The organism is Bradyrhizobium glycinis, assembly GCF_016031655.1.
GTDB classification, from domain to species: Bacteria; Pseudomonadota; Alphaproteobacteria; order Rhizobiales; family Xanthobacteraceae; genus Bradyrhizobium; species Bradyrhizobium glycinis.
The window spans coordinates 496,944-508,172 of sequence record NZ_JACCHQ010000002.1 but is presented as its reverse complement, the minus strand read 5'-3'; the positions used below and the strand labels follow the sequence as shown (position 1 = coordinate 508,172).

Genomic DNA, 11,229 nt, shown 5'->3' with positions numbered 1-11,229 from the left:
GCCGTCATCGCGCTGGTCGCCTGCTACGCGCTGGTGCGGCTCAACCGCGATCCCGCCTCGACCGCGCTGACGATTCCCTTCCTGAAGGATACCGTGCTGCATTTCGGCTGGTTCTTCGTCGTCTTCGGCGCCTTCGTCATCGTCGGTGCCGGCAATGCGGTGAACCTCACCGACGGCCTTGACGGTCTCGCCATCGTGCCGGTGATGATCGCCACCGCGAGCTTTGCGATGATCGCCTATCTCACCGGCAACTTGGTGTTCGCCGACTACCTCCAGATCAAATATGTCGCCGGCACCGGCGAGCTCGCGGTGCTCTGCGGCGCGTTGCTCGGCGCCGGTCTCGGCTTCCTCTGGTTCAACGCGCCGCCGGCCTCGATCTTCATGGGCGACACCGGCTCGCTCGCGCTCGGCGGCATGCTCGGCGCGATCGCGGTCGCGGTGAAGCACGAGATCGTGCTCGCCGTCATCGGCGGATTGTTCGTGCTCGAGGCGGTTTCGGTCATCGTTCAGGTCGTGTCCTTCAAGCTCACGGGCAAGCGCGTGTTCGCGATGGCGCCGATCCATCACCATTTTGAGCAGAAGGGCTGGACCGAGCCGCAGATCGTGATCCGATTCTGGATCATCTCGGTGATGCTGGCGCTCGCCGGCCTCTCGACGCTGAAGCTGCGGTGACCGATCGATGATCCCCGTCACCTCCTTCGCCGGCAAGACGGTCGCGGTGTTTGGCCTCGGCGGCTCGGGGCTCGCCTCCTGCCACGCGCTGAAGGCCGGCTGTGCCGAGGTGGTCGCTGCCGACGACAATGCCGAGAACGTCGCCAAGGCCGCGCAGGCCGGCTTCATCACCGCGGACTTGCGCAACGTCTCCTGGGCGAAGTTCGCAAGCCTCGTGCTCGCGCCCGGCGTGCCGCTCACCCATCCGGTGCCGCACTGGAGCGTCTTGAAGGCGCGCGAGGCTGGCGTTGAGGTGATCGGCGACATCGAGCTGTTCTGCCGCGAGCGGCGCCGCCATGCGCCGGACGCCCCGTTCGTTGCCATCACCGGCACCAACGGCAAGTCGACCACGACGGCGCTGAGCGCGCATCTGACCAAGGTCGCCGGCTACGACACCCAGATGGGCGGCAATATCGGCACCGCGATCCTGTCGCTGGAGCCGCCGCGCATGGGCCGCGTCCATGTCATCGAGATGTCGTCCTACCAGATCGACCTCACGCCATCGCTGGATCCCTCCGTCGGCATCCTGCTCAATGTCAGCGAGGACCACATCGACCGGCACGGCACCATCGCGCATTACGCCGCGGTGAAGGAGCGCCTCGTTGCCGGCGTGCAAGGCGGCGGCACCGCGATCGTCGGCGTCGACGACGGCTTTTGCCGCGACATCGCCGACCGGCTCGACCGCGCCGGCAAGAACGTGGTGCGCATCTCGGTCAAGAACCCGCTCGCGTCGGGCATTTACGTCGAGCACGGCACCATCGTGCGCGCCGCCGGCGGCGCCCGCAGCGAGGTCGCCGCGCTCGGCGGCATCGGTTCGTTGCGCGGCCAGCACAACGCGCAGAACGCGGCCTGCGCGGCTGCTGCCGCGCTCGCCATGGGCATCAGCCAGGACGTGCTGCAGAACGGCCTGCGCAGCTTTCCGGGCCTGGCGCATCGCATGGAGCAGGTCGGGCGCCGCGGCAACGTGCTGTTCGTCAACGATTCCAAGGGCACCAACGCGGACGCCACCGCGCATGCGCTGTCGTCGTTTTCGGAGATCTTCTGGATCGCCGGCGGCAAGCCGAAGGCCGGCGGCATCACCAGCCTGACCGGTTTCTTCCCGCGCATCCGAAAAGCCTATCTGATCGGCGAGGCCGCGCAGGAGTTTTCGGGCACGCTCGGCACGCAGGTGCCGCACGAGATCAGCCAAACGCTTGAGGTCGCCGTCGAGCACGCCGCGCGCGATGCGGAAGCCTCGGCCCTTACCGACGCCGTCGTGCTGCTGTCGCCCGCCTGCGCCTCCTTCGACCAGTACCGCAATTTCGAGATCCGCGGCACCAGGTTCCGCGAGCTGGTGCAAGCGCTGCCGGGTGTGAAGCCGGTGGTGTGAAGGGGCACTCGTGTCCCGGACGCGCTGCAGCGTGTAACGCTGCTGCGCAGAGCCGAGACCCAGTAGCCGCAATGGGCCCCGGCTCTGCAGCGCGCCACGCCGCGAAGAGGCGGCGCATTGCGCTGCGTCCGGGGCACGAGACTCTCCACAACTTCATCAACTCCATTAACCCCCCGGTAACCAACCTCGGCGACCAATGGACGGACCTCTGTCCGAAAGCGGCCGCCCATGCTCTCCCGTGAAGAACGCACCCCCTTTTCCGAGTGGTGGTGGACCGTCGACAAGCCGCTGATGGGCGCCATCCTGGCCTTGATGCTGACCGGGGTGATCCTGTCGCTGGCGGCGAGCCCGCCGGTTGCGACCCGCATCGGGCTCGATGCCTTCCATTTCTTCGGCCGCCACGTGCTGTTCCTGGTGCCCTCCTGCATCGTGCTGCTTGGGGTGTCCTTCCTGTCGCCGCGCGCGATCCGCCGCTCGGCCCTGATCATCTTCGCGGCGAGCATCGTCCTGATCGTGCTCACGCTCGCCATCGGCCCGGAGGTGAAGGGCTCGCGACGCTGGATCACGCTGCTCGGCGTCAACATCCAGGCCTCGGAGATCGCAAAGCCGTCCTTCGTCGTGATCGCGGCCTGGCTGTTTGCGGAATCGACGCGGCGTCCGGAGATGCCGGCGACCTCGATGGCGGTGGTGCTGCTCCTGATGCTGGTCGCTCTATTGGTGATGGAGCCGGATTTCGGCCAGACCATGCTGATCCTGATGGTGTGGGGCTCGCTGTTCTTCATCGCGGGCATGCGCATGATCTGGGTGTTCGGCCTCGCAGGTCTTGGCGCGGCCGGCCTGTTCAGCGCTTATCTGTTCGTTCCGCACGTGGCGGGTCGCATCAGGCGGTTCATGAACCCGGCCTCCGGCGACACCTTCCAGGTCGATACCGCCATGGAGGCCTTCTACAACGGCGGCTGGTTCGGTCTCGGACCGGGCGAGGGCATCGCCAAGCGCAGCCTCCCCGACAGCCACACCGACTTCGTCTTCGCGGTCGCGGCCGAAGAGTTCGGCATCATTCTGTGCCTTGCGATGCTGGCGCTATTCGCCTTCGTTGTCATTCGTACGCTGTCGCGCGCTTACGCCAACGAGGACATGTTCTCGCGCTTTGCGGCCTCTGGGCTCGCGATCCTGTTCGGCGTGCAGGCGGCGATCAACATGTCGGTGAACCTGCAGCTCATCCCCGCCAAGGGCATGACGCTGCCCTTCATCTCCTATGGCGGTTCCTCGATCGTCTCGCTCGCCTATGGTGTCGGCATGATGCTGGCGCTGACGCGGCTGCGCCCGCGCACCGAGGTCGAGGCGAGCGGCCACGCCGAGGCGATGCGCAGTTACGCGTGATACAGGTTTCGTGTCCCGGACAAGCGAAGCGCAGATCGGGGCCCCAGAATGCCGCGCCATGGGCCCCGGTTCAGCAGCGCACCACGTCGCCAGAGCGACGCGCTGCGCTGCGCCCGGGGCACGACACCTTTGTTGCCGCGCTCGCAATGACCGAAAACTCCCTGTAAAACTCTCTCATCATGGACACGTCCCCCCTGATTCTTCTCGCCGCGGGCGGCACCGGCGGCCATCTGTTCCCGGCCGAGGCGCTCGGCGTCGAATTGATCCGGCGCGGCTATCGCGTTCGCCTCGTCACCGACGAGCGCGCGCTGCGCTATAGCGGGCTGTTCAGCAAGGACACGATCGACGTCGTCAGAAGCGATACCGCGCGCGGCCGCAATCCGTTCCAGCTCGCCTATGCCGGCCTCACGCTTGCGGCCGGCACGTTGTCGGCCTACGCCCTGATCAAGCGGTTGAAGCCCGTCGCCGTCGTCGGCTTCGGCGGTTATCCAACCTTGCCACCGCTGGTCGCGGCGAAGTTCGCGGGCGTGCCCGGCATCATCCACGATGCCAACGCCGTGCTCGGCCGCGCCAACCGGTTCCTGTCGAGCCGCGTGCGCGCCATCGCGACGTCCTTGCCCGGTGTGCTCGATCGCGATCCGGCGCTGGCAGGCAAGACGACGACCGTCGGCACGCCGATGCGTCCGGCGATCCTCGCGGCCGCTGCGGTGAAATATGCCGCGCCCGAGCCGAACGGTCCGCTGCGTCTGCTCGTCGTCGGCGGCAGCCAGGGCGCGCGCATCATGGCCGACATCGTGCCAGGCGCGATCGAGCGGCTCGAGCCTGCACTGTGGAGCCGTCTCGTTCTCACCCAACAGGTGCGCGAAGAGGACATGAGCCGTGTGCGCGCCGTCTACGACAAGCTCGAGATCAAGACCGAGCTCGCGCCGTTCTTCACGGATCTGCCGGCGCGGCTTGCCTCCAATCATCTCGTCGTATCGCGCTCCGGTGCGGGTACTGTGGCCGAGCTCGCCGCGATCGGCCGGCCCTCCATCCTGGTGCCGTTGCCCGGCTCGATCGACCAGGACCAGTTCGCCAATGCCGGCGTGCTGGTCAAGGTCGACGGCGCGATCCGCATCCCGCAGACCGAATTCACCTCCGACCGGTTGGCGTCCGAAATCTCCACCTTCGCCGCCGAGCCCGCGCGCCTCGCCGCCATGGCGGCGGCCGCGAAGGGGGCGGGGCGGCTCGATGCGGCCGAGCGGCTGGCGGATCTCGTGGTCAAGGTCGCGGGGTTATAGCACCCGTCATTCCGGACGGGACGCGAAGCGGACCGATCCGGAATCTCGAGATTCCGGGTTCGCTCGCGATGCGAGCGCCCCGGAATGACCAAAAATGCCCCTTGTCATGCCCCGCGAAAGCGGGGCATCCAGTAGTCGACGCAGGCTGATTTGAATCTCAGGCTTCGCGACGTCGAGGAGACAATATGAGACTGCCGCGCGAGATCGGACCCATCCACTTCGTCGGGATCGGCGGGATCGGAATGAGCGGCATCGCTGAGGTGCTGGTCAATCTCGGCTATGCAGTGCAGGGCTCGGATGCCGCCGACAATTACAATCTCGACCGTCTGCGCAAGAAGGGCGCGAAAGTCTCGGTCGGCCACAAGGCCGAGAATATCGACGGCGCCGAGGTCGTGGTCGTGTCTTCCGCGATCAAGCGCGACAATCCGGAACTGATGGCCGCGCGCGAGAAACGCATTCCCGTGGTGCGCCGCGCCGAGATGCTGGCCGAGCTGATGCGGCTGAAGAGCTGCGTCGCGATCGCCGGCACGCACGGCAAGACCACCACGACGACGATGGTCGCAACGCTGCTCGACGCCGGCGGGCTCGACCCGACCGTCATCAACGGCGGCATCATCAACGCCTACGGCTCCAACGCGCGGCTCGGCGCCGGCGAGTGGATGGTGGTGGAAGCCGACGAGAGCGACGGCACCTTCCTGAAGCTGCCGACGGATGTCGCCATCGTCACCAATGTCGACCCCGAGCACCTCGATCACTTCAAGACGTTCGAGGCTGTGCAGGACGCTTTCCGGCATTTCGTCGAGAACCTGCCGTTCTACGGCTTTGCCGTGATGTGCATCGATCATCCCGTGGTGCAGAGCCTCGTCGGCAGGATCGAGGACCGCCGCATCATCACCTATGGCGAGAATCCGCAGGCCGATGCGCGGCTGGTCGATCTCACCGCGGGCGGTGGCGGTTCGAAGTTCAAGGTCGTGATCCGCGACCGCAAGACCGGCACCACGCATGAGATCGCCGATCTCGCGTTGCCGATGCCGGGCCGGCACAACGCTTCCAATGCGACGGCTGCGATCGCGGTCGCGCACGCGCTCGGCGTTTCCGACGACAAGATCCGCAGTGCCCTTGCAGGTTTCGGCGGCGTCAAGCGCCGTTTCACCAAGACCGGCGAGTGGAACGGCGTCACCGTGATCGATGATTACGGCCATCACCCCGTGGAGATCGCAGTCGTGCTGAAGGCAGCACGCGATTCCTACACCGGCAAGGTGATCGCGGTGGTGCAACCGCATCGCTACACCCGCCTGCAATCCTTGTTTGAGGAGTTCTGCACCTGCTTCAACGATGCCGACGCGGTCGTCGTCGCCGATGTCTATGCCGCCGGCGAAGCGCCGATCGAAGGCATCGACCGCGATCATTTCGTCGCAGGTCTGCGCGCCCACGGCCATCGCGAGGTGATCCCGCTGCCGGCCGCGACCGAGCTTGCGGGCATCGTCAAGGGACTGTCGAAGCCTGGCGATCTCGTCGTGTGCCTGGGGGCAGGCAACATCACACAATGGGCGTATGCATTGCCGGACCAGTTGAAGGCGCTGGGGTAGGGCAGCGATGCTTCGTTCACCACTTTCGACACGGCACACTGCGCTCCCTCCCCCCTTGTGGGGGAGGGCGGGGGAGGGGGGTAGCCACAAACTCCAACCTCGCTTGGGGCTACCCCCCTCCCTGACCCTCCCCCACAAGGGGGGAGGGAACGGAAAGAGCGTGCCTGCCTCACATGAGGCTATCCCATGAGCTTCCCCGATATCACGCCGTCCCTCAAAGCCGCGATGCCCGAGCTTCGCGGGCGGCTGCTGGCGAACCAGTCGCTGGCCGAGCTCACCTGGTTTCGCGTCGGCGGTCCCGCGCAGGTGCTGTTCACGCCGGCGGACGAGGACGATCTCGCTTACTTCCTGGCGCATCTCGCCTCCGACATTCCCGTCTACGTCATCGGCGTCGGCTCCAACCTCATCGTGCGCGACGGCGGCATTGCCGGCGTCGTGATCCGGCTGGCCCCGCGCGCCTTCGGCGAGGCGATTGCGAGCGGCGACGTCGTCACCGCCGGCGCTGCCGCGCTCGACAAGCGCGTGGCGGAAGTTGCGGCCTCGGCCAATATCGGTGGGCTCGAATTCTATTTCGGCATTCCCGGCACGATCGGCGGCGCGCTGCGCATGAATGCCGGCGCCAATGGCGGCGAGACAAAGGACGTGCTGATCGAGGCGAGGGGCGTCGGGCGCGACGGCACCAAGCACGTCTTCTCCAGCGCCGAGATGAAGTTCGTCTACCGCAGCAGCGGCGTCGATCCCTCCATCATCTTCACTTCGGCGCGCTTTCGCGGCGAGATCAGGCACGCGGAGGCGATCCGCGCGCGCATGGCGGAGGTGCAGAGCCATCGCGAGACCGCGCAGCCGATCCGCGAGAAGACCGGCGGCTCGACGTTCAAGAACCCGCCCGGCCATTCCGCCTGGAAGCTGATCGACGCCGCCGGCTGCCGCGGCCTGCGCGTCGGCGGCGCGCAGGTTTCGGAGATGCATTGCAACTTTCTGATCAACACGGGCGAGGCCACCGCGCACGACATCGAGACGCTCGGCGAGACGGTGCGTGAACGCGTGAAGGCGAATTCCGGAATTGAGCTACACTGGGAAATCAAGCGGATCGGGGTGTCCGCTTAGTTGTCGTTCCGGGGCGGTGCGAAGCGCCGAACCCGGAACCTCGAGATTCCGGGTTCGCGCTTTGCGCGCCCCGGAATGACAAGAAACAGAGGCGACGAGACACCATGCGCATCACCATCCTCTTCGGCGGCTCCAACCGCGAACGTCTCGTCTCGGTTGCCACAGCCCACGCGCTGCATCAGGCGCTGCCCGAGGCTGACCTGTGGTGGTGGGACGTCGAGGACAAGGTTCACGTCGTGCAGTCGAAGCAGCTGCTCGAGCATGCCCGTCCGTTCGAGGACGAATTCAAGCCGGGCACGCGCGGCGTCCCGTTGGAGCAGGCGCTCGATAGGGCCAAGGCTGAGGATCGCGTGCTGGTGCTCGGCCTGCATGGCGGCCGCGCCGAGAACGGCGAATTGCAGGTGATGTGCGAGGCGCGCGGCGTGCCGTTCACCGGCTCGGGCTCGGCGTCCTCCCATCTCGCCTTCGACAAGATCGCAGCCAAGCACTTCGCCGCGCTCGGCGGCGTGACGCCGCCGGCAAACATTGCGCTCGATGCTATCGACGAGGCCTTCGCCGAGTACGGGAGGCTGATCGCAAAGCCCGCGCGCGACGGGTCGAGTTATGGCCTGATCTTCGTCAATGCCAAGCAGGACCTCGTCGCCGTCCGCAACGCAGCGAAGCATGAAGAGTATGTCATCGAGCCCTACATCGCCGGCGTGGAGGCGACCTGCGGTGTGCTGGAGCGCACCGACGGCTCGATCATCTCGCTGCCGCCGATCGAGATCATTCCGGGTGAGGGCAATTTCGACTACGCGGCGAAATATCTTTTGAAGTCGACCCAGGAGATCTGCCCCGGCCGCTTCGCACCCGAGATCACCGCCGCGCTTAAGGAGCAGGCGATGCTGGCCCATCGGGCGATGTCCTGCACCGGCTATTCCCGCTCGGACTTCATCGTCTCGGACAAGGGCCTCGTCTATCTCGAGACCAACACGCTGCCCGGGCTGACCAAGTCCTCGCTCTACCCCAAGGCGCTGAAAGCCGAAGGTATCGAGTTCGTCGACTTCCTGCGCGGCCTGGTCGAGCTCGCCTGCCAGCGCGTGCGGAAATAGTCAGGACTGGTTAACGGCCGGACCGGCGAAACGGGCCGGTTTGGCGGCCAAAACCGGTAAAATGCCGGACATCGCGGCGCAAATGCCAGACATCGCGAGGCAAAATGCGCAGGTCGTTAACGAATTTTACCTTTTGTTTACCAGGACGTCCGAAGGTTAACGCTGGCGGCGCATATGGCGCTTTGGCTGCCGGCGCGTGAGCTGTCGCGGGTGATGTCACCTCCAGCGAACGCTTTGAAGGGGAGAGGTTTTCTTCTGCTGAAGACCAGCACCCGGCCCCGGCAGGTCCGAGACGTCATGTTCGCCAGGATCCGCGCGATGTCGCGGGCAAACTGTTGACGAGCTCGTGCAATGGATGGTGCAGGACGCCTCACCCGATCGCTTTTCAGATCGCTGAGGCCCCAAGCTGACCTGAAGGCGGCCGCTATCGGAGCGGTCGTGCTTCTGCGCGAGTGGATGCAGGACAAGCACGAAGAGGCGCGCGCTGCCGCCAAGGACAAGGCCAAGCACAAGGCCAAAGCCAAGGCCGCCGTCGAGCGCGAGCCGCCGCCGCGCCTGGTCGCGCTGGTCGAGCGCTATCTGCCGCGCCGGGTCGGCCTCAGCTTGACCGTGCTGCTGTTGATCGGCAGCTGCGGCTTCGGCATCGTCAAGGGCGGCCACCTCCAGGATTTCGTCACCGCGGTCAGCGATGCCCGCAATGCGCTGGCCAATTCCGCCGGCTTCCGCATCACCTCCGTCGTGATCAATGGCCGCAAGCAGCTGACCCAGGACGAGATCCTCGCGATCGGCGGCGTCAGCGGCCGCTCCTCGCTGCTGTTCCTCGATGCCGAGGCCGTGCGCGACAAGCTCAAGGCCAATCCCTGGATCGCGGATGCGACCGTGCTGAAGCTCTATCCGGGCCAGCTCATGATCGAGCTCACCGAGCGCAAGGCGTTTGCGCTGTGGCAGGAGGCCGGCCGGCTCTCCGTCATCGCCGACGATGGCGCCGTGCTCGAGCCCTATGTCTCGCGGCGCTTCCTGTCGCTGCCGCTCGTGGTCGGCAAGGGCGCCGAGACCCAGGCGCGCGATTTCCTGGCGTTGCTGGCGCGCTACCCGCAGGTCAATTCGGTGACGAAGGCCGCAATCTACGTCGGCGAGCGGCGCTGGAACCTGCGGCTCAAGGACGGTCTCGACATCCGCCTGCCCGAGCAGGACATCGGCAACGCGCTGGCGATGCTGTCGAAGCTCGACAAGGAGGACAGGCTGTTCTCGCGCGATATCGTCGCCGTCGACATGCGCCTGCCGGACCGGCTGGTGGTGCAGCTCTCCGAGGACGCCGCCAAGGCGCGCGAGGAGCTGTTCAAGGACAAGAAGAAAAAGAAGGCCGGGGATTCCGCATGACCGGTCTCGATCGCACCCAGACGCCGAAGACGCGCCCGATGCCGCACAAGCGCGGCGGCATCGTCGCCTGTCTCGATATCGGCACCAGCAAGATCGCCTGCATGATCGCGCGGCTGAAGCCGTCGCCGCCGAGCGATGCGCTGCGCGGCCGCACCCATGCGGTGGAATTGATCGGCTACAGCCAGATCCAGGCGCGCGGCATGAAGGCCGGCGCGGTGATCGATCTTACCGAATGCGAGCAGGCGGTGCGCCAGGCCGTCGGGCTCGCGGAGACGATGGCCAAGGTGCGGGTCGAGTCCGTGCTGTTGTCGGTCTCCGGCGGCCGGCTCGCCGGCCAGCTGGTCGAGGCTGCCGCCGACATTCGTGGCGGTGCCGTAACGCCGGCCGATGTCAGCCGCGTCACCTCCACCGGCATGCGCCACGCCACCGGCGAAGGCCGCACCGTGCTACACGCCCTGCCGGTCGGCTACACGCTCGATGGCGTCAAAGGCATCCGCGATCCCCGCGGCATGGTCGCGCACCAGTTCGGCGTCGACATGAACGTCGTCACCTGCGACGCCACCGTGGCGCGGAACCTGATGCTGGCGGTGGAGCGCTGCCACATCAATGTCGAAGCCATGGCAGCCAGCCCCTATGTGGCCGGCCTGTCGGTGCTGACCGACGACGAGGCCGACCTCGGCGCCGCTGTCGTCGAGATGGGCGCCGGCACCACCACGATTGCCGTTTATTCGGGCGGCCGCTTCGTGCATGCGGCGGGTTTTGCGGTCGGCGGGCAACACATCACGATGGATCTTGCGCGCGGGCTCTCGGCGACCATTGCCGATGCCGAGCGAATCAAGACCTTATACGGCACCGTCATCACCGGCGGATCGGACTCGCGTGAGCTGATGTCTGTGCCGACAGCCGGTGACGAGCAGGATCTGCCGCAGATCGTCTCCCGCGCCACCATCGCAAACATCGTCAAGCACCGTGCCGAGGAAGTCTTCGAAATGGTTCGGGACAAGCTGAGGGATTCGCCCTTCGCCGCAGAGCCGAACGGCCGCGTCGTGCTCTCGGGCGGGGCCTCGCAGCTGACCGGCCTCGTCGATCTCGGCACCCGGATTCTCGGCCGGCCCGTGCGGGTCGGTCGTCCGCTCGGCTTCGGCCGGCTGCCCAACGAGGCGAAGAACGCCGCGTTCGCGGTGCCGGCCGGACTTCTGGTCTACCCGCAATATGTTCACCTCGAACATGTCGAACCGCGGCATACGCGGCAGCAGATCAAGACAGGGACCGGCGGATATTTAGGAAAGGTCGGACGATGGCTACGCGAGGGCTTCTGATGA

The 11,229-nt window shown here is 66.4% G+C and carries 9 protein-coding genes; all 9 read left to right on the top strand.

What is annotated here, in order from left to right:
* On the top strand, positions 1-672 hold a 672-nt coding region (gene mraY, locus HZZ16_RS06715), incomplete at its 5' end, for a phospho-N-acetylmuramoyl-pentapeptide-transferase (RefSeq protein ID WP_197947720.1).
* Between the two features lie 7 nt (positions 673-679).
* Entirely contained in the window at positions 680-2,080 is a 1,401-nt protein-coding gene (gene murD / locus HZZ16_RS06710) for a UDP-N-acetylmuramoyl-L-alanine--D-glutamate ligase (RefSeq protein ID WP_197947719.1), read from the top strand.
* A gap of 228 nt (positions 2,081-2,308) precedes the next feature.
* Positions 2,309-3,460 (top strand): putative lipid II flippase FtsW, encoded by a 1,152-nt coding sequence (ftsW, locus tag HZZ16_RS06705; RefSeq protein ID WP_197947718.1) that lies wholly within the window; start codon positions 2,309-2,311, stop codon positions 3,458-3,460.
* A 179-nt stretch (positions 3,461-3,639) separates the two neighbouring features.
* Positions 3,640-4,740, top strand: a complete 1,101-nt coding sequence (gene murG / locus HZZ16_RS06700) for an undecaprenyldiphospho-muramoylpentapeptide beta-N-acetylglucosaminyltransferase (protein WP_210342362.1) — start codon at positions 3,640-3,642, stop codon at positions 4,738-4,740.
* Positions 4,741-4,925: 185 nt separating this feature from the next.
* The gene (gene murC / locus HZZ16_RS06695; RefSeq protein ID WP_197947717.1) at positions 4,926-6,329 is read left to right on the top strand and encodes a UDP-N-acetylmuramate--L-alanine ligase; all 1,404 of its coding nucleotides are present in this window, start codon (positions 4,926-4,928) and stop codon (positions 6,327-6,329) included.
* 186 nt (positions 6,330-6,515) lie between these two features.
* Positions 6,516-7,436: a UDP-N-acetylmuramate dehydrogenase gene (gene murB / locus HZZ16_RS06690; protein ID WP_197947715.1), complete on the top strand. Its 921-nt coding sequence runs from the start codon at positions 6,516-6,518 to the stop codon at positions 7,434-7,436.
* Between the two features lie 104 nt (positions 7,437-7,540).
* Positions 7,541-8,527 carry a D-alanine--D-alanine ligase family protein gene (locus tag HZZ16_RS06685; RefSeq protein WP_197947714.1) on the top strand — a complete coding sequence of 329 codons (987 nt, stop codon included), beginning with the start codon at positions 7,541-7,543 and terminating at the stop codon, positions 8,525-8,527.
* A 351-nt stretch (positions 8,528-8,878) separates the two neighbouring features.
* Positions 8,879-9,907, top strand: a complete 1,029-nt coding sequence (locus HZZ16_RS06680; protein WP_197947713.1) for a cell division protein FtsQ/DivIB — start codon at positions 8,879-8,881, stop codon at positions 9,905-9,907.
* Positions 9,904-11,226, top strand: a complete 1,323-nt coding sequence (gene ftsA / locus HZZ16_RS06675; RefSeq protein ID WP_197947712.1) for a cell division protein FtsA — start codon at positions 9,904-9,906, stop codon at positions 11,224-11,226. Before HZZ16_RS06680 ends, ftsA begins: the two co-directional genes overlap by 4 nt.
* Positions 11,227-11,229 lie beyond the last annotated feature (3 nt).

What these genes read in the sequence shown, in the direction of transcription:
- murD (WP_197947719.1), top strand. Translation starts at nt 680, where the DNA reads ATGATCCCCGTCACCTCCTTCGCCGGCAAGACGGTCGCGGTGTTTGGC.
- ftsW (WP_197947718.1), top strand. Translation starts at nt 2,309, where the DNA reads ATGCTCTCCCGTGAAGAACGCACCCCCTTTTCCGAGTGGTGGTGGACC.
- murG (WP_210342362.1), top strand. Translation starts at nt 3,640, where the DNA reads ATGGACACGTCCCCCCTGATTCTTCTCGCCGCGGGCGGCACCGGCGGC.
- murC (WP_197947717.1), top strand. Translation starts at nt 4,926, where the DNA reads ATGAGACTGCCGCGCGAGATCGGACCCATCCACTTCGTCGGGATCGGC.
- murB (WP_197947715.1), top strand. Translation starts at nt 6,516, where the DNA reads ATGAGCTTCCCCGATATCACGCCGTCCCTCAAAGCCGCGATGCCCGAG.
- HZZ16_RS06685 (WP_197947714.1), top strand. Translation starts at nt 7,541, where the DNA reads ATGCGCATCACCATCCTCTTCGGCGGCTCCAACCGCGAACGTCTCGTC.
- HZZ16_RS06680 (WP_197947713.1), top strand. Translation starts at nt 8,879, where the DNA reads ATGGATGGTGCAGGACGCCTCACCCGATCGCTTTTCAGATCGCTGAGG.
- ftsA (WP_197947712.1), top strand. Translation starts at nt 9,904, where the DNA reads ATGACCGGTCTCGATCGCACCCAGACGCCGAAGACGCGCCCGATGCCG.